The sequence below is a fragment of the Massilia sp. Masssp94 genome, from assembly GCF_059491305.1.
In genome coordinates this window covers 4,558,384-4,577,938 of the sequence record NZ_CP168501.1, presented here as the reverse complement: position 1 = coordinate 4,577,938, position 19,555 = coordinate 4,558,384, and the positions used below count along the sequence as shown (strand labels likewise).

The following is a 19,555-nucleotide window of genomic DNA, read 5'->3' as shown; positions in this document are numbered from 1 at the left end:
GCCGTTCGCAACGCGACGGCCTCGAAACCTTCCGGCTTTCCTTGGCATTCAGGAGTTCCTCATGGCGCATCCCTATCTCGCGGCCCTGCACGGGGTCGACATCATCCTGCCCGACGGGCGCATTCTCTTCACGAACCTGCACGAGTCGTTTCAAGCGGAGACGGTCGGCCTGATCGGCCATAACGGCAGCGGCAAGTCCACGCTGGGGCGCGTGCTCGCGGGCGACCTCGAACCCACCGCCGGCCGCATCGAGCGCCCGGGACGCATCCGCTACGTGGCGCAGCAGACCGGGGCCACGTCCGCACGGTCCCTGGCCGAAGTCGCCGGCCTCGATGCGCCGCTGGCCGCGCTGCGCCGCCTGGCTGCAGGCGATGCACGCGACGAGGACTTCGACCTCATCGGCGACCGCTGGGACCTGGAAGCGCGCTGGGAGGCGATGCTGGACGGCGCCGGTCTCGATGCGCGTCTCGCACCGCAAGCCTTGTCGGGCGGCCAGCACACGCTGCTCACGCTGATCGGCGCCTTTTGCTCGGACGCCGACCTGCTCGTGCTGGACGAACCGGGCAACCACCTCGATGCAGGCAACCGCGCGTTCCTGCTCGACCAGATGCGCGCGTGGCGCCAGGCCGGCCGCGGCCTGCTGCTCATCAGCCACGACCGCGACCTGCTGGAGCACGTCGAGCGCACGCTGGAAGTCCACGCGGGCGGGCTGAGGCGCCATGGCGGCGGATGGTCGCTCGTGGCAGAGCAACGCGAGGCGGAACTGGCCGCCGCCGGCGCCCGGCTGGAACGCGCCCGCACCGAGCGGCGCCAGGGCGAGCAAAAGATGCGCAACCAGGCCGAGCGCGCCGCGCGCAAGAGCGCCCGCGGCGCGCGCGCGAAGGCGGACGGCGGCATGCCGAAGATCGTGCTGAACGCCCTGCCCCAGCGCGCCGAACAGACTGACGGCGCCCGCGCCGAGCGCCATGCGCGCGAACGGCAGGCGTTACAGGATGGCGTGGCCGGCGCGTTCGCGACCTTCGATGCGCTGCACCAGCAGCCGGCCTTTCCGCAGCTGGACATCGACATCCCGCCCGGCCAGACGGCGCTCGCATTCGACGCGCTCGTCGCGCGCCACGGTCCCCGTCAGCCGCTGGACTGGCGCGTGCAGGGCGCGGCGCGCATCGCGCTTGCGGGGCCGAACGGCTGCGGCAAGTCCACGCTGCTGCGCACGATCGCCGGAGAGATCGCCCCGCTGTCCGGCAGCGTGCACGGGCTGCCGGGCGTGCTGCTGGACCAGCACCTGGCCATGCTCGATCCGGCGCGCAGCCTGCTGGATCATTTCCCGACCTCGCACGACGCAGGCCGCCTGCGCCAGATGCTCGCGCTCGCGGGGCTGGGCCCGGACCGCATCCTGCGGCCCAGCGGCGAGCTGAGCGGCGGCGAACGCATGCGCGGCGCGCTGCTGCTGGCCGTGCTGGGCGAGCCGTCACCGAAACTGTTGATGCTGGACGAGCCGACCAACCACCTCGACCTCGCGAGCGTGGAGGCGCTGGAAGCGATGCTGGGGTCGTGGCCGGGGGCGCTCGTCGTCGTGTCGCACGACGGGCGCTTGCTGGAGAAGCTGGCGCTCACCCACCGGCTCGAGTGGACGGCGGGTGGGTGGATCGCCGGCGATGCGGCTGAAAACGTTGTCGATAAATAACAGATCTTCTGGCAATATTATGTCAATACATTTGCAAGGAGAAGGACATGCGGTCAAGGTGGAGCATCGCGTTGCTCATGGGCGTCGCCGTGCAAATCTGCGCGCCCGCGTGGGCGCAAGGTACGCCGCCACCGGTCGACGCTTTTTTCGGCAATAACGCGTTTGGCGGGGCCCAATTGTCGCCCAGCGGGCGCTACCTGGCGATGCGCACGAATCGCGCTGGCCTCCGCGATTTCCTTGCCGTGATGGACCTGGAAACGAAGGACGCCAAGGCGGTCGTGTCCTTCGCCGATCTCGACGTTGACCAATTCCGTTGGGTGAATGACAACAGGCTCGTGTTCAATGTGCGCGATGCGGAATACGCCAGCGCCGACCAGGACGGTGCGCCCGGCCTGTTCGCCGTCGACCGTGATGGCAGCAACTACCGCCAGCTGGCACAGCGTACCGTCCGCCAACCCTCGCCGCAGCCGTGGAACACGTTCCTCCTCTCCCAGGCCGGCAGCCAGGATTCGGAATGGATCTACGTGGCGCGTCCCATGTACGACAAAAACGACAAGTACTTCGGTACCCGGCTGCGCCGCCTCAACACATTGACCGGCAACGCCGAGGTCGGTCCCGAACCGGATGTGGAAGTCAGCGCCTTCATGCTCGATGCCAAAGGTGCGCCGCGACTGGCCATGCTGTACGGCGACATCAAGACCGTCATGCATTATCGCGATCCGGCGACGGGGAAGTGGCGCGAGGTGGCCAGCTTCGACACCTATCGCGGCACCCGGGATGCGATCACGCCGCTCGGCTTCGGTCCCGATGGCACGCTGTACGTCGTGGCCAACGCCGGAGAGGACACGGCATCGCTGCGCACTTTCGATTTCGCCACCGGTACGGTGAACAAGGAACCGGTCGTCGTCACGCGTGGCTATGACTTCGACGGCAGCCTGCTCGGCAACAGCAAGCTGCTGGGCGTGCGCCTGACCACCGATGCCGAGGCCGACGTCTGGTTCGATCCGGCGATGACGGCGCTCCAGGCGGCAGTGGACAAGGCCCTGCCCGGTGCGATCAACATGATCGACGCTCCGGCCAGGTCCACCGTGCCCTGGGTACTCGTAAAATCCTATTCCGACCGCCAGCCGCTGCGCTACCTCCTGTACCACACGCAATCCGGGACGCTCGAACTGGTCGGCAATACCTATCCGAAGATCGATCCCGCGCGCATGGGGCGGCAGGAACCTGTCCGGTACAAGGCGCGCGACGGCCTCGAGATCCCCGGACTGCTGACGCTGCCGCCCGGCGGCACGCGCAAGAACCTGCCGATGGTGGTGCTGGTGCACGGCGGGCCCTGGATCCGCGGCGCCAGCTGGGGCTGGAATCCCGAGTCGCAATTCCTCGCGTCGCGCGGCTATGCCGTGCTGGAGGTGGAGTTTCGTGGCAGCACCGGTTTCGGCATGCGTCATTTCGAGGCCGGCCTGAAGCAATGGGGCCTGGCCATGCAGAACGACATCGCCGACGGCACGCGCTGGGCCATCGACCAGGGGATCGCCGACCCCAAGCGGATCTGCATCGCGGGTGCCAGCTACGGCGGCTATGCGACGCTGATGGGACTCGTCAACGACCCCGGCCTGTACCGTTGCGGCATCGATTGGATCGGGGTGACCGACATCGAACTGATGTACACCGGCACCTGGTTTTCCAAGCCAGACTATCCCGAGGGATACCTGCGCTACGGCATGCCATTCCTGATCGGCGACCCGGTCAAGGATGCCGAACAGTTGAAGGCAACCTCGCCGATCCAGCAGGCATCACGCATTCACCAGCCCTTGCTGCTGGCCTATGGCGACGAAGACAAGCGCGTGCCTCTGTATCATGGCAAAAAATTCTATGCCGCCGTCAAACGGAGCAACGAGCAGGTCGAATGGGTGACGTACGCCGGCGAAGGTCATGGCTGGTCGCTGGCGAAGAACCGGATCGATTTCTGGCAACGCGTCGAGCGCTTCCTCGACCGGCATATCGGACCCGGCCGGCAGTAAACGGCGCAGGTCCGGCGCTTACAGGAACCGGTCGAGAATCTTCCGGCTCCCCTTGTCGACGGCGAACATGTCGCGGATGAGGAAGTGGATGCCATGGCTGTCCGCGATCAGCAGCGAATACGTGCCCAGCCGGCGAATATCTTCCTCGCCCTTGAGCACGAACTCGGTGTCGCCGCGGTCCGTCTTGACGGTCCACGTGCACGGCGTGGCATAGCTGGACACGCCCTTGATCGACAAAATCTCGGGCATGAATTCGCGGCCGTCGAGCTCTTCCGTCACGAGCGCGCGGATGTCGGCCGGTATCGTGTCGAGGTCGTCGATCCACGCGACTTCCTTGCCGCCGTCGCGCACGAGCGAGATGCCCTTCGAGGGCGCCTGCACGGGGAATGAGCGCACGGGCGTGACGCCCACGAATTCCTCGCCCTCGGCATTCGTCAGGACCAGCTTCCCGAACGGGTCACGCTTCAGTTGAAAAGTTGCATTCATCGTTCAGTCGTCCTTGCTGCCGTCGTCGTCCGGATCCTGGTCCACGTTGCGCGCCTGCGCTTCGTACAGGCGGTAATACGCGCCTTCGCGGGCCATCAGTTCGTCGTGGTTGCCCTCTTCCACCACCTGGCCGCGATCCAGCACGACGAGGCGGTCGGCGCGGTGCAAGGTGGACAGGCGGTGCGCGATCGCGATCGTCGTGCGGCCCTGCACGAGATTGTCCAGCGCCTTCTGGATTTCCTTTTCCGTTTCCGAGTCGACCGAGGACGTCGCTTCGTCCATGATCAGGATCGGCGGGTCGATCAGCAGTGCGCGGGCGATCGAGATGCGCTGGCGCTCGCCGCCGGACAGGCCCTGGCCCCGCTCCCCGACCATCGAGTCATACCCCTGCGGCAGGCGCAGGATGAATTCGTGCGCGTGCGCGGCGCGGGCGGCGGCGATGATCTCTTCGCGCGTCGCATCCGGCTTGCCGTAGGCGATGTTTTCCGCGATGGTGCCGAAGAACAGGAACGGCTCCTGCAGCACGAGGCCGATGTGGCGGCGGTAATCCGCGACGGCGAAGCTGCGGATGTCGCGGCCGTCCAGCAGGATCGCGCCCTCCGCCACGTCATAGAAGCGGCAGATCAGGTTGACCAGCGTGCTCTTGCCCGAGCCGGAGTGCCCCACGAGGCCCACCATTTCGCCGGCCTTGATGTTCAGCGAGATACCGCGGTTGACAGCCCGGTTGCCGTAGCGGAAGCCCACTTCGCGCAGCGCGATATTGCCCTCGACCTTGTCCAGTTTCACCGGATTGACGGGCTCGGGAACGCTCGACACGTGGTCGAGGATGTCGAAGATGCGCTTCGCGGCCGACGCGGATTTCTGCGTGACGGACACGATGCGACTCATCGAATCGAGACGGACGTAGAAGCGGCCGCTGTACGCGATGAACGCCGACAGCACGCCGACGGTGATCTCCTGCTGGCTGACCTGCCAGATGCCGAAGCACCAGATGATGAGCAGGCCCAGTTCCGTCAGCAGCGACACGGTCGGCGAGAACAGCGACCACACCTTGTTCAATTTGTCGTTGACGGCCAGGTTGTGTTTATTGGCATCGCGGAAGCGCGACGCCTCGCGATGCTCCTGCGCGAACGCCTTCACGACGCGGATGCCGGGGATGGTGTCGGCCAGCACGTTCGTGACCTCGCCCCACACGCGGTCGATCTTTTCGAAACCGGTACGCAGCTTGTCGCGGACGACGTGGATCATCCACGCGATGAACGGCAGCGGCACGAGCGTGATCAGGGCGAGCTTGGCATTGATGCTGAACAGGATCACGCCCGTCATGATGATCATGAGGACGTCGGACAGGAAGTCCAGCAGGTGCAGCGACAGGAACACGCAGATGCGGTCCGAGCCGCTGCCGATGCGCGACATGAGGTCGCCCGTGCGCTTGCCGCCGAAGAATTCCAGCGACAATCTCAGCAGGTGTTCATAGGTTTCGGAACGCATGTCGGCGCCCATCCGCTCGGACACGAGGGCGAGGATGTAGGTGCGGCCCCAGCCCAGCGCCCAGGCCAGCATGCTCGATGCGAACAGGCCGCCCATGTACATGTAGACGAGGTGCGTGTCGATGTGCTTGCCGTTCTGGTACGGGATCAGCACGTTATCCATCAGCGGCATCGTCAGATACGGCGGAATCATGTGTGCGCCGGTACTTGCCAACATGAGCAAGAATCCGAGGAGCAACTGCCCCTTGTAAGGCCGGGCGAAGCGCCACAGGCGGAACAGGGTCCAGGTCGACGGCGGCGTATGCAGCACCTTGGTGCAGATCGGGCAGTCTTCCTGGTCCGGTTCCAGCGGGGCCTTGCAACTCGGGCAAGTATGTTGCTCGGGCGGTTGCACGGCGACGCCGCTGACGTGGCTTTCGACCTGGTCCTCGAACTGGTCGACGACGCGGATGGCTTGCAGGTTCTGGCCCAAAGTAAAGCGCCAGGCCGCCAGCAGGCCGTTCTGGTCGACGAGCTCGAGGTGGCCGACGCCCGCGTGGTCGTGGTGGCGCATTGTCAAACCGGCACGATACGGCCAGTCGCGCCACATCGTGTCGCCGGGCGCGCGGGTCAGCAGGCGATAATTCGTGACGACAAGAATACCTTTGGTGAAACGTAATTTCGCATCGAGGTCAACCTCGACGCTGTTTAAAACGTTTTCCCCTGGCGCAAGCTTCTTCGCGACGTCCGCCTGCCAGTGCTCAGGCAGGAAACCGGCGGTCAACGCCCGCGGACCGGAGGGAATAAGTTGTTGAGTTGTCATGTGATGCCGCCGGCAAAGGCGAGTTTTGGTTCTGATCTGTACGATGGAACGTTGAGGGCGGTGTTGCCGTTGACACGCGCACCTTCCGAAACGCGGCGCTTCGGCGTGTACGGTATTCTATCGGAGGGGCCAGAGTGGCAGAAATCGGTTCGGCACGGTAAGCTTCGTTCCGGCAAGTATACAACATGTGCATTATGGAAAGAGAGGAAGACGGGGCCGCGATCCGGCAGCGTCTTTGGCCATCGATGTGCAAACTTAGGCAATGCCACGCGATGAGAGAGCGGTCGTCGCGTGGCTGGATATTTTCATGACAAATAAGAAAGACATTGCAATCCTTCGTGTAAACCACCTGCGTGGACCGAACATCTGGACCTACCGCCCTGTCATCGAAACGTGGCTCGACATCGGCGAACTCGAAGAATGTCCTTCGAATAAACTCCCCGGCCTGTATGAACGCCTTACCGCCTGGCTGCCGGGCCTGATCGAACACCGCTGCGGCGTCGGCGAACGGGGCGGCTTCCTGGAGCGCCTGCGCGACGGCACGTGGTCTGGTCACATCCTCGAACACATCGTCCTCGAATTGCAGAACCTGGCCGGCATGAAGACCGGTTTCGGTAAAACCCGCTCCACCGCCGACCGCGGCATTTATAAAATGGCATTCCGCACGCGCGACGAAACCGTCGGCCGTGCCGCCCTGCAAGCCGGCCACGCGCTCCTGACGTCCGCCATCAACGACACCCCGTTCGACCTGCAGGCCAAGGTCGATGAGTTGACGGAACTGGTCGACCGCTACTGCCTGGGCCCCTCGACCGGCCACATCGTCGACGCCGCCACCGACCGCCGCATTCCGTCCATCCGCCTGACCGAAGGCAACCTCGTGCAACTGGGCCACGGCAGCGCGCAGCGCCGCATCTGGACGGCCGAGACGGACCGCACGAGCGCCATCGGCGAATCCATCGCCAGCGACAAGGACCTCACCAAGACCCTGCTCGCCTCCTGCGGCGTGCCGGTGCCGGAAGGGTCGGTCGTGCGCAGCGCGGCAGCCGCGTGGGAAGAAGCGCAGGACATCGGCCTGCCGGTCGCCATCAAACCCGTCGACGGCAACCATGGCCGCGGCGTGTCGCTGAACCTGATGTCGGAAGCGGACGTGCATGCCGCCTACGCCATCGCGTCCGAAGAAGGGGATTCCAGCGCCGTCCTCGTCGAGCGCTTCATTCCCGGCAACGAACACCGCCTGCTCGTCGTCGGCTCGAAAGTCGTCGCCGCCGCCAAGGGCGAATCGCTGTGGGTCGTCGGCGACGGCACCTCCACCGTCACGCAGTTGTGCGACAGCCAGATCAACATCGACCCGCGCCGCGGCAGTTCCGAAGAATTCCCGCTCAGCCCCGTCGTGCCGGCCGAAAGCGATGAAGTCAAGCTGGACCTGAAACGCCAGGGCCTCACGCCGGATTCGGTCCCGCAGGCCGGCCAGAAAGTGCTGATCCAGTTGAACGGCAACGTGGCCGACGACGTCACGGACGAGGTCCACCCGGAAGTCGCGCACGTGGCCGCGCTGGCCGCGCGCGTCGTCGGCCTGGACATCGCCGGCATCGACCTCGTGTGCGAAGACATCTCGCGTCCGCTGGAAGAACAGCGCGGCGCCATCATCGAAGTCAATTCCAGCCCGGGCCTGCTCGCGCACATCAAGCCCGCCCAGGGCGAGCCGCGCAACGTGGGCAAGGCGATCGTGGAACACCTGTTCGCCGAGGGCGAGACGGGACGCATCCCGCTCGTGGGCGTCACGGGCACCACGGACGCGGCACTCGCCGCGCGCCTCGTCGGCACCGTGCTGAACCTGGCCGGCAAGCACGTGGGCGTGGCCAACCGCGAGGGCCTGTTCCTCGACGGCCGCCAGGTCACGGCGCAGGACGGCACCCGCTTCGACGCCGGCCAGCGCCTGCTGATCAACCGCACCGTGCAGGCCGCCGTGTTCGAATCGAACGCGCGCACGATCCTGACCGAGGGCCTGCCGTACGACCGCTGCCTCGTCGGCATCGTGACCGACATGGGCAGCGTGGCCGACGTGGCCGACCTGTACGTGCGCGACGACGATGCGCTCTACAACGTCGTACGCAGCCAGGTCGACGTCGTGCTGTCCGATGGCGCGGCCGTGCTGGATGCGGCCGATGAACGCGTGGCCGCGCTGGCCGAACTGTCCGACGGCGCCGTGCTGTTCTACGCGCAGGACGAAGCCAACGCCACCCTGGCCGCGCACCGCGCGGGCGGCGGCCGCGTCGCATTCGTGCGCAACCACCACATCGTCCTGGCCCAGGGCAGCGAGGAAGTGCCGCTGCTGGGCATCGACAAAGTAAAGCCCGCCACCGCCGCGCAGCCGAATGCCCTGCTCGCGGCCGCGCTGGCCGGCTGGGCGCTGGACGTGCCGACGGACCTGATCTGCGCCGGCCTGCGCACGTTCGACCCGGCCGGCAAAAAGAAAAAGGCCTGATGACGAGCCCGGCATGACCGGGCGGATGCCGCAAGACCCTAAAGGAAAGACTTATGGAAGTATCACGCGTACGCGCCCTGCGCGGTCCCAACCTCTGGAGCCACCACACGTCGATCGAGGCGATCGTCGCCTGCGCGCCGGAAGAGGAATCGATCGGCGCCCTGCCCGGCTTCGAGACGCGCCTGCGCGCCCTGTTCCCGGAAATCTGGCCGCTGCAGCCGACCGGCCATGACGACACGATCCCGCTGGCCCAGGTGCTGGAAGTCGCCGCGCTGGCCCTGCAGGCGCAGGCCGGCTGCCCCGTCACGTTCAGCCGCACGACCGCCACGCTGGAGCGCGGCATTTACCAGGTCGTCGTCGAGTACAGCGAAGAAGACGTCGGACGCCTCGCAATGGAACTGGCCGGGCAGCTGTGCGCCGCGGCCCGCAATGACCAGCCGTTCGACCTCGAAGGCGCGCTGAAGCAGCTGCGCGACCTGGACGAGGACGTGCGCCTCGGCCCGTCGACGGGTTCGATCGTACACGCCGCCGTCGCGCGCGGCATCCCGTTCCGCCGCCTGACCGAGGGCAGCCTCGTGCAATTCGGCTGGGGCAGCCGCCAGCGCCGCATCCAGGCCGCCGAGATCGACGCCACCGGCGCCATCGCGGAATCCATCGCGCAGGACAAGGAACTGACCAAGACCCTGCTGAACGCGGCCGGCGTGCCCGTCCCGCTGGGCCGCAGCGTGAACGATCCGGACGACGCCTGGGCCGCCGCCCAGGAAATCGGCCTGCCGGTCGTGATCAAGCCGAAGGACGGCAACCAGGGCAAGGGCGTGACCGTGAACGTCACCACGCGCGAGCAGCTGGACGCGGGCTTTGCCGCCGCGTCCGAGTTCCGCGACGAGATCATGGTCGAAAAATACCTGCCGGGCCACGACTACCGCCTGCTCGTCGTCGGCAACAAGCTCGTCGCCGCCGCGCGCCGCGACCCGCCGCACGTCGTGGGCGATGGCGTGCACACCGTGCGCCAGCTCGTCGACATCGTCAACAAGGACCCGCGCCGCGGCGACGGCCACGCGACGTCGCTCACGAAGATCCGCTTCGACGACATCGCCCTCGCCTCGCTGGCGAAGCAGGGCTATGACGCGGAATCGGTCCCGCCGAAGGGCCGGCGCGTCACCCTGCGCAACAACGCGAACCTGTCGACGGGCGGCGCCGCCACCGACGTCACGGACGACGTGCATCCGGAAGTGGCGGCGCGCGCCATCGCGGCCGCGCACATGGTCGGCCTGGACATCTGCGGCGTCGACCTCGTGTGCGACAGCGTGCTGAAACCCATCGAGGACCAGGGCGGCGGCATCGTCGAAGTGAATGCCGCGCCAGGCCTGCGCATGCACATCTCGCCGTCGTTCGGCAAGGGCCGCGCCGTCGGCGAAGCCATCATGGACACGCTGTACGGTCCGGGCGACGACGGCCGCATCCCGGTCGTCGCCGTGACGGGCACGAACGGCAAGACGACGACCGTGCGCCTGATCGCGCACCTGCTCGCAAGCTCCGGCCTGCGCACCGGCATGACGAACACGGACGGCGTGTACATCCAGGGCCGCCGCATCGACAGCGGCGACTGCAGCGGCCCGCGCAGCGCGCGCAACGTGCTGCTGCACCCGGACGTCGACGCGGCCGTGTTCGAGACGGCGCGCGGCGGCATCCTGCGCGAGGGTCTCGCGTACGACCGCTGCCAGGTCGGCGTCGTCACGAACATCGGCTCCGGCGACCACCTGGGCCTGAACTACATCACCACGCTGGAAGACCTCGCGGTGCTGAAGCGCGTGATCGTGCAGAACGTCGCGCCGAACGGGATGGCCGTGCTGAACGCGGCCGACCCGATCGTCGCCGGCATGGCCGAGAACACGAAGGGCGACATCACTTATTTCGCCGCGGACGCCTCGCTGCCGGTCATGCAGAAGCACCGCGCGCAGGGCCGCCGCATCGTCTACGTCGACAAGGGCCACCTCGTCGCGGCGCAAGGCAAGAACGAAGAACGCGTGCCGCTGGCCGAGGTGCCCATCACTCGCGGCGGCGTGATCGGCTTCCAGGTCGAAAACGTGATGGCGTCCGTGGCCGCCGCGTGGGCCGTCGGCATCTCGTGGGATGCGATCCGCGTGGGTCTCAAGACGTTCGTCGGCGAGAGCGACAACGCGCCGGGCCGCTTCAACGTGTTCGACTACCGCGGCGCGACGGTCATCGCCGACTACGGCCACAACCCGGACGCGATCCAGGCCCTCGTGAACGCCGTCGAATCGATGCCGGCCAAGCGCCGCTCGGTGGTGATCTCGGGCGCGGGCGACCGCCGTGACGAGGACATCCGCGACCAGACCCGCATCCTGGGTAAAGCGTTCGACGACGTGCTGCTGTACGAAGACCAGTGCCAGCGCGGCCGCCTTGAGGGCGAAGTCGTCGGCCTGCTGCGCGAGGGCCTCGCCGGCGCGCCCCGGACAACGCACATCGACGAGATCAAGGGCGAGTTCGTCGCCATCGACAAGGCGCTCGAACGCCTGCAGCCGGGCGACCTGTCGCTGATCCTGATCGACCAGGTCGATGCGGCGCTGGCGCACATCGCCAAGCGGGTCAAGGAAGGCTGACGCCTCCTGGCCGTTGTTCCGAAACGGGCGCCGCGTGCGCCCGTTTTGCTTTTTATTGGTGCTGCTCAGAAACGTCAGGCACCGCGCACGCTACGTTAGGCAACGAACGTGGCTTGACGCGGCATCTGGCATACCATGAATGAGAATTCGAGCGAGCGGTGCAACCATGACGATCGACAAGCAATCCCACCCCGTTGCAGACAACGACCCGGCCCCGGAAATGCCCTTCCGGCGCCTCCTGTATCGCTTCCTGTTCTTCGACTGGCTGTTCCGCGACGTCAGCGCCGCGCGCGACCGCATCGAGCGGCACGCCGCGCACCAGCACAACCGCAAGATGAGCCGCTACCTGCCCGTCTACCTGCGGCGCTGGTCGTTCCTGACCGCCTTCGATTTCGCGCTCGGTATCCTGTTCGAGAAGGTGCTGCAGGCCGGGATCGTGTCGGCCTGGTTCTTCACCTGGTCGTGCGTGACCTTTACCGGCATGGTCGTCATCACCGTGGCCTGGCTCATCCTCAACCACGCGCGCCTGTCCTGAACTTGATGCTCAGTAAGTTGCCTTGTTGCAATTAACGCGAAACTGGTGTCCTCAACCACAAGGAGGACGTCATGACTTACCGATGGATCGACGACCAGGGCTTGCTGAAAAAACTGCTCGGTGAACGGCGGAGCGACCGCTGGACGGCCGAGAACGTGCAGGATGCGTTGCGGGCGCGGGGCGTGCACGCGGCGGCAAGGGCGATGGAGTACCGGCGCGTGGGGCTGGAGACGGCGCTCAGGGTGTTGGCGGTGCAGGGCAAGCGACGGCGCGGTTCGATTTCATGACCGAACCGCACATGTGCTGCCTTGTTTCCTGTCATCGGCGTGCGGCCGTGGCCGAACAGTCGCTGTCCGGCCCCGCATCGAGCGTGATACACTTGGAGCAAAGGAGCATGTCATGATCATTTATACTCACGCTCAAACAAGTCTCGAATTTTTGCGCTCTGCGTTCGCCAGGTTGACCGTAGGCTCCAAGGTTTCCAACGCAGCGTTGGAAAAGTATCGTCGCAAGCAGGGTACCATCGCCGCGGGTGGCGCACCAGAAACGCTGGACGTCTATAAGTCCATCTACCGAAATAAGAAGCTGACTCCAGAGGAGCAGTACCGCGCCTTGTTCGGCTTTGTTGAGCAAATCGAGCGAAGGCCGAGCTGACGCTATTTGTAATTCGTTTTATAACACCGGGACGGTAATCGGGGTGCCCAGCCGAGTGAAGCGATTCAGCACGGCAGCCCGCACTTGTAGCTCGGCGACCTGACGGTCGAAGTCACGTGCCATGACGCGTTCGCCCAGCAGCTTGAAGCAGCGCATCTTGGTTTCGATAAGGCTGCGCCGGTGGTAGCCGCTCCATCTCTTCCATATTGCCCGTCCCACTCTTTTGGTCACCCGCAGGATGTCGTTACGTGCTTCGGCACCGCAGCGGTTTGCCTTCCAGGGCTTGGCGTTCTTGCGGGTCGGGATGATGGCATGCGGGGCGCGCGGAGCGATGGCTTCATGACAGTCCTTCGTGTCGTAGCGCCATCGCCACTGACGCTGGCAATGCGTTCGTCAGCAGGAATCTGGCTGAGCAGCACTCGCTGGACAGGTGCGTCGCCGATACTGTTGTCGGTCACTTCCATGGCCCGGATCTCGAGCGTGGACGCGTCGATTCCGAGATGCACCTTGCGCCATTGGCGGCGGTAATCCGCGCCATGCTTCTTCGTCTTCCATTCGTCTTCGCCCAGCATCTTGATGCCCGTGCTGTCCACCAGCAGATGCAAGCCCGTCGTGGTCGGCACGGCGCCGATGGCCACCCGCAGCGTCTTTTGCCGCCGGCTTACCGTGCTGTAGTCCGGCACCGGCCAGTTGAGCCTGGCTAGGCGCAGCAGGCTTTGCGTCATGCCCATGGCCTGGCGTAGCGGTAAATTGAAGAGGCACTTGATGCTCAGGCAGAACTGGATCGCCTCGTCGCTGAACGTCTGGCTGCGCCCGCGCTTGCCGCTTGGCTGGCCATGCCAGCTCATCGTCGGGTCAAGCCAGATGAGCAGCGAGCCGCGTGACTTCAACGCTTCGTTGTACGTCTTCCAGTTGGTTGTGCGGTACTTCCGAGGAGCTGGTTTCATCCGTTCAGGCTACCAGACCTGCGGGTTCTACGCTGGCCCAGCCTGATTTGCGCAACAATGCCGAGGCGCCCCCATTAATTGCTTCGGTCATTCACGCTGGACATTTACCTCTTATCAAAGGACATCGGGCGAGATTTCGGGCCGTCGGTAAAAATCCCACAGCTCCTTGTAGGGCAGTCCAATGCTCGACCCACCGGATTTCTTCCAAAAGCCAGCCCAATGCACGAGGAAGACTCCGGCGCCCCTAGGGTCGTATAATTTCCCCCCATCCACACGTCCATTTGGCGTACCGGCCCACCATTCCAAGCTCACGGTCGGAGCAATACCAACCATAAGCAGCTGCAACAGGCTCGTGTATGAGTAACCTGATGTTACAATCAGATAATTTAGAAATGGCTGTTCCATGCACTCTAATTCCATACTCTCCTTGAGTTCTAACGCGCCGTTCACCTTTGCTACACAGTGTTTCATTGGCAAGAGGCCACGCCGGCTCACAAAAAAACCCGTGTTTGCCGAATACTCGATCTGCGGTGGGGTAAGCAAATGTGTTGCGTAAACGCTATCCTTCCATACCCAGCACCGTATATTTTCGAGATTTGAATGCGAAGCGACATAGTCACCATGCTTGAGGTGCTCGAATGCGAAATCAACGGAATCAGTGACAACTGTGTCGACATCGATGTAAATGAAGGTGTCAAATATTCCCTCCCAAGCTACTAACTTTCGATAAGTTCCAAGCACGAAGCCGTGAAACCTCTCGCTGATTGCATCGCAACTGGCGAGCAGCTCCGCATCATCGAATATGGAAAATGAAAAGGTAGTTTTGAGCGACGATATCTTATCGAAATCGCTATCAAAAGGTATCAAGCAGAGTGGGATAGTCGGATTGTGCATCCGAAAGCTCCGAAGGAATGCGACGACTTGTTCGAAAACCTTGTTATTCGCCAAAAAATACACGCCGCTGGTGGGATTATTCTTGTTCATTAGTGCAGTTTCCAGAATGATAAATAAAGGTGCAATGAAGAGCTCTGTCAATACATGGCATGCTCACTTTCATACGCATCAGCTATGTTCGGGTGTGGTTCCTGATGAAGGGATGGGATCAATTGAAGTTTCATATCGCTCTAGTGGATTTCCCTTTCCCGTGGCCAATTTGAAGAGTTGGCGTAATTTCGCGCTTACTCTGCAAACCAAACCGAACAGAGTAATGGCGCATGTAAGTGCCAGTAACATGATGGCTAGGTCGTGATGGCTTTCGCGACACCAACTATTGGCGAAATATATTAAGCCGAGGTTGCTTGCAACCCAGATCGATGCATGTAAATTCCTATGCCGAAGGAAACGATTATTTTGAAAAAAATTCTTCCGGTATTTAAATCCATCGTTTCGGGTATCCGTCAGCAAACCTTTTGTCCCCCAGCTACTGTCATGCGAATTGCAGATTGCATACATCCACATGAGAAGGGGGACAACATAGATGGCAAAAAATACGACTGGAGTACTGGCAACGATCGTCTTAGTAAGTTTACGATGACCTAATAACGACGCAAGTGGCGCGGCAACGTAAAGAAACAAAAGCAACTGTGCGAGCAAAAACGTTTCTTCGAATAGCACATTCGTCAGGAGAAAAATCGCTACAGCGCTCATTTGAAGAGAAACGGAGAAACGTAAAAAGGCGATATGCCGCGCCGAAAGATCGCTACGCAAACAAACAATAAATTGAGGAAGCAGAGCACACAGCGCCATTGGCAGGAGTATCTCTAAGCTGCCCTGGAGCGCAGGAATATGATGCGTAGACGATATTGCCCGTTGTCCAATTGAAGACAAAAGGAGTATGAAAATGGCTGGGGCGCACCAGTCATAAGTGAGTATTAAGAAATGGTAGATTCCCGCTGTGACAGCACGCAATTTCCTTCGAGTCGCCACCGCTGGATCGCGAACGAAGTCAGGGAGATGTCGGAGGTAGCTGACACGGCATGCCATGTAGCCATTGCACCACCGCTTTCTTTGTCGCAATAACTCCTGCCACGAATGGCAGGGGTCGGTTACAGCCACTGCATTATCGACATGAGTAATAGTCCATTCGGTTTGCGGGCTGCTGATAATTTCGCGACAAAGAACGCGATCTTCGGCGAGATAGAGCATGGACTCATGAGGTGTTAGAGGTCCTAATCCTTTGAAGTATACACTGAGCGGATCACGTGGCTTCGTATCGGGATCGAAGCTATTGGTAGTTTTGATTGCGTCCCATCGGACCGCACTTAATTGTCCAGGAATGACGCTCAAATATCCGGCCGCGCGTTCTGCAGGCCACTCCAAAAGAATTGAGTTGGTAAAGGACGTATATTGCCAGCATTGAAGAAGGCTCCACGGACTGGAAGGTCTGGGCGGCAAAATGCTGCTCGCCACAGCTCCTACACGGCCATCTCGCTGAAACGCATTAACAAGTTCGCTAAATGCGCTTCTGGCCGGAACCGTACCTACATCCATCTGGAAGCAGTAAGCCGGTACGATACATGGGCAGAAGATACGATAAAACCACCAGTGCGAATCCAGTTTTCCGTGATTTTCACGTTTAACCGCAACGAGTAGATGAACTTGGTTGCTATCAATTAGGCGTTCTGCTTCCTGTGAATCTGTGACACACTGTTGCAATTCGCTTAGGCGCCCTTGCCAGTGAAAGTCATCGTCGTACTGGCCGCTCCTGCATAACTTAAGTAGATCAAAAAGATCGGCTTCAAGGTAGTTGCACGCCAAATCATGAGAATCAAATCGGAAACACTTATCAGAACCCGTAAGCCGCTCCAAGGTAGCCCTCATCGACGGCGAACATTTTTGAACACCATCTACCAACACGCATATATTGATAATGATATTTGGACAGGTACGACGCAACCGTGCGATGGTGTTGGCTAAGCCGATAATTGAACAATGCAATGCATCCGCAGGCTCGTTATAAACCGTAATGCATAAGAATATGCCGCCGTTCGAAAAGGGAAAACGACGAATATCGGCTGAGGCCGTGTCCCGATTGATTCGGGCTTCGAAATCGCCCCTTAAGAATTTACGATTTTCGGGGTCAACCTGCTGTGGGGGCAGCAATGCATTCATTAATATACTCGATTGTTGTTAATCGGGCTAAAAGGCGAAGCTTAATCGGTCAGCTTGCCTTCGCGTTCCGGTCGATAAAGTGGTTGCGATTAAACATAAGCCTGGTCAAGAGGCGCCAATTTATACGTTACATCTGTCAAAACTCAATAAGATTGTTCAATAGTCGGGCTGCGAAAAATACGTGCACTTCCATGCGAATTCAGTGCAGATCATCTGCTCAAGCACCCTACGCTTGTAATTTGGTATTGAAAGGGAACGGATGGGATTGCTGGCTCGCGCGACCGCCTCGTCTCAACTGCTATTGCAGGAGTTCTGAACGGGGCCGACCGATGGGCTGAATCGCAGCAAACGACAAAAAAGCGAAATCGAGTTTACCTCATCTCTGAGGTTTAAATTCTCTCAAAAATTCACCGTGTAGACCGCTAATTCCCTGCAATTTCGTACTCTCTCTAAAGTGGCTTCTTGAGCATTCGCCGGTGCTGGGAAGCTCGGCGTTTAAAATGCACGCAGCCATTTGTCAAACACATCATGGCCAGACATCACCAGCAAACGTTTCAATGTATCCCTCGATTTCGACATCGCTTATACGGTAAGCGTAGGCGACTCATTCAGCACCGCACTTAACTGCGTCGCTTGGGATTGTCGCTCGGTCGCTTTGCCATTTTGAACTTGGATGACGCGTTCAGCTGCTGCAATGGTTTCTGGACGATGTGCAATCATGATTCTTGTCAGATCGAGGCCGCTTAAGGCTTGATTCACCTTGCGCTCATTATCAATGTCCAAATGGCTCGTTGCTTCGTCCATAGCGAGAATTTTCGGATTTTTGTATAAGGCACGGGCTAGCAAGACCCGTTGTTTTTGCCCGCCTGAAAGAATGCTGCCCATGTCGCCCACAAGGGATTGATATCCCATTGGCATACGAAGGATGTCTTCGTGGATATTTGCCATGGCAGCACATCGCGCCACGTCGTCATAATTCGCTCGCACATCATAAAAGCTAATGTTGTCGAGCAGTGATCCTGCAAGCAAGTCATCGTCCTGCATGACCGTGCCAATCAGTTGGCGATAAGCTTTTAAGCCGACTTGTCGAATAGGAATATTATCAATTAAGACCTCGCCCTCATTGGGTGCAAGAATACCCACGATGATTTTGCAGAGAGTGGACTTGCCACATCCGCTTGGTCCCACTAGAGCAACATTTTGGCCCGCCGGAATATGAAGATTGATCCCATCTAGCACCCATGGCTCGCCATCAGCATAGCGGAAACGTACATTTCGTAGCGTTATACTTGGTTCAAGTCGGTCTACGGCGTTGAGCACTGTCGCTTCTTCCTCAACGGGTTCCAAGACAATATCCGCCAAACGCTCGGTATGGACCGAAAGCATCCGTACGTTGATGAACGCATCGATCAATCCGAATACGCGGGTAATAAAGGTTCCAGCGTAAACGGTAAATGCCGTTAGCATGCCAACCGACAGTTCACGCTTGATGATCAGTTCTGCTCCCAAATAGAAAAGGAGAAGGTTCTGGATGCTCATGATAGCGGAGCTACAAGCACGGAACGTCACGTCAATCTTTTGCGTCTTGATGTCTTGATTGACCGCGTCCTGCCGCAGGTTCAGCCAGCGTGCCATACGTTCCGACTCACGGCCGAATAGCTTGAGGGGGGTGATCGCGCGGAGGGTCTCAAGAAAGTGACTCTCTTCCTTTGCGCGCAATATCAGGGTTTCCTGCGTGGCATCCCGCAACGCACGATAAAACAACCAGCGTAGTCCGGAGTAAATCAGCACACAGGCGAAAACCACAGCGCTCAGTACGGCGCTATATTTCAGCATCAGGACCAGTGCTGTGATGGCCAGTAATCCGTCCAAGGCACTCTCGACCAACAGGCTAGTTACCACGCGTTGTATGGCGCTAAGGCTGCTGAAGCGGCTGATCACATCGCCCAAGTGACGTTTCTCAAAAAATGCCGGGGGCAATTTTAAGAGATGGGCGAACAATCTGCTCGACCATTGTAGCCCTAGTTCAATGCCCCAGCACGTCAAGGACCAGCTACGGGCAAGTTGTAACGCGGCTTGCGTGAAAAGAACAAGGCCAAAGCCGATAGCCAGTGCATGGAGCAGTTCGAAATCACCTCCAACGACGACGTCGTCAAGGATGAACTGAGTGAATAGTGGGGTGATCAGGGTCAGCAGTTCTAGACCAATGGCCATGACCAGCACTTGGACCAATGCGCGGCGCAAGCCGACGATTTTCCCGACCATATTCTGGACGGGCACGCGCTTGGGTGCATCGCGCTTTTCGAATGTTGCTGTCGGACGAAGTTCCAAGGCCACGCCCGTAAAGGAACGCGAAATCGCATTGTGTTTGATGACACGCTCCCCCACTGCCGGGTCGAGGATCACCAATTCCAAATCACTACGTAATGTTCGGCGTGCCCGTTTAAGAACCACAAAATGGTCAAGATTCCAGTGCAGGATGCACGGACAATCAAGCTTGACCAAGTCCTCCATCTCGAGCCGTACGGGGCGTGACGCCATCCCGAGCGCACTAGCATGGCGTAACATTTGTTCGAGCGTCATGCCCTTGAGGCTGACGGAAAATCGCCGACGGAGCGAAGCGAGGTCCGTTCGATGGCCATAATGATTGGCGATCATCGCAAGGCATGCCAGTCCGCATTCACTGGCTTCTGTCTGAGCAATAAATTTCATT

Annotated in this window: 12 protein-coding genes and 1 pseudogene; 7 read left to right on the top strand and 6 right to left on the bottom strand. The window is 61.0% G+C overall.

The annotated features are described in order from the left end of the window. Positions 1-61 precede the first annotated feature (61 nt). Together ACEN9G_RS20255 and ACEN9G_RS20250 are read left to right on the top strand one after the other, a co-directional pair. Entirely contained in the window at positions 62-1,684 is a 1,623-nt protein-coding gene (locus ACEN9G_RS20255; protein WP_483126887.1) for an ABC-F family ATP-binding cassette domain-containing protein, read from the top strand. Between the two features lie 47 nt (positions 1,685-1,731). Further along, on the top strand, positions 1,732-3,708 hold the full coding sequence (locus ACEN9G_RS20250; RefSeq protein ID WP_413337235.1) for a S9 family peptidase: 1,977 nt from the start codon (positions 1,732-1,734) through the stop codon (positions 3,706-3,708). A gap of 18 nt (positions 3,709-3,726) precedes the next feature. Here ACEN9G_RS20250 and ACEN9G_RS20245 read toward each other — a convergent pair whose 3' ends face one another. Further along, on the bottom strand, positions 3,727-4,194 hold the full coding sequence (locus ACEN9G_RS20245; protein WP_413337234.1) for a cyanophycin metabolism-associated DUF1854 family protein: 468 nt from the start codon (positions 4,192-4,194) through the stop codon (positions 3,727-3,729). Positions 4,195-4,197: 3 nt separating this feature from the next. Next, positions 4,198-6,486 (bottom strand): cyanophycin metabolism-associated ABC transporter, encoded by a 2,289-nt coding sequence (locus ACEN9G_RS20240; protein ID WP_413337233.1) that lies wholly within the window; start codon positions 6,484-6,486, stop codon positions 4,198-4,200. Positions 6,487-6,793: 307 nt separating this feature from the next. On the opposite strand from ACEN9G_RS20240, the gene ACEN9G_RS20235 reads away from it, so the two are divergent. The 5 genes from ACEN9G_RS20235 to ACEN9G_RS20215 all read left to right on the top strand — a co-directional run bounded on the left by ACEN9G_RS20235 (position 6,794) and on the right by ACEN9G_RS20215 (position 12,784). After that, positions 6,794-8,971 (top strand): cyanophycin synthetase, encoded by a 2,178-nt coding sequence (locus tag ACEN9G_RS20235; RefSeq protein ID WP_413337232.1) that lies wholly within the window; start codon positions 6,794-6,796, stop codon positions 8,969-8,971. 53 nt (positions 8,972-9,024) lie between these two features. Continuing rightward, the gene (cphA, locus tag ACEN9G_RS20230) at positions 9,025-11,595 is read left to right on the top strand and encodes a cyanophycin synthetase (protein ID WP_413337231.1); all 2,571 of its coding nucleotides are present in this window, start codon (positions 9,025-9,027) and stop codon (positions 11,593-11,595) included. Between the two features lie 166 nt (positions 11,596-11,761). Further along, positions 11,762-12,130: a hypothetical protein gene (locus tag ACEN9G_RS20225; protein ID WP_413337230.1), complete on the top strand. Its 369-nt coding sequence runs from the start codon at positions 11,762-11,764 to the stop codon at positions 12,128-12,130. Positions 12,131-12,201: 71 nt separating this feature from the next. Next, positions 12,202-12,417, top strand: coding sequence for a hypothetical protein (locus ACEN9G_RS20220; RefSeq protein WP_413337229.1), 216 nt, complete (start codon positions 12,202-12,204; stop codon positions 12,415-12,417). 112 nt (positions 12,418-12,529) lie between these two features. Continuing rightward, the gene (locus tag ACEN9G_RS20215) at positions 12,530-12,784 is read left to right on the top strand and encodes a hypothetical protein (RefSeq protein WP_413337228.1); all 255 of its coding nucleotides are present in this window, start codon (positions 12,530-12,532) and stop codon (positions 12,782-12,784) included. An 18-nt stretch (positions 12,785-12,802) separates the two neighbouring features. Here the strand turns inward: ACEN9G_RS20215 and ACEN9G_RS20210 are convergent. The 4 genes and pseudogenes from ACEN9G_RS20210 to ACEN9G_RS20195 all read right to left on the bottom strand — a co-directional run bounded on the left by ACEN9G_RS20210 (position 12,803) and on the right by ACEN9G_RS20195 (position 19,554). Then, positions 12,803-13,731: pseudogene (locus tag ACEN9G_RS20210) on the bottom strand (IS5 family transposase). A 114-nt stretch (positions 13,732-13,845) separates the two neighbouring features. Continuing rightward, positions 13,846-14,715 carry a hypothetical protein gene (locus tag ACEN9G_RS20205; RefSeq protein ID WP_413337227.1) on the bottom strand — a complete coding sequence of 290 codons (870 nt, stop codon included), beginning with the start codon at positions 14,713-14,715 and terminating at the stop codon, positions 13,846-13,848. Positions 14,716-14,793: 78 nt separating this feature from the next. Then, positions 14,794-16,842 (bottom strand): glycosyltransferase family protein, encoded by a 2,049-nt coding sequence (locus ACEN9G_RS20200; protein ID WP_413337226.1) that lies wholly within the window; start codon positions 16,840-16,842, stop codon positions 14,794-14,796. Between the two features lie 582 nt (positions 16,843-17,424). Then, positions 17,425-19,554, bottom strand: coding sequence for a peptidase domain-containing ABC transporter (locus tag ACEN9G_RS20195; RefSeq protein ID WP_413337225.1), 2,130 nt, complete (start codon positions 19,552-19,554; stop codon positions 17,425-17,427). Position 19,555: the final 1 nt, after the last annotated feature.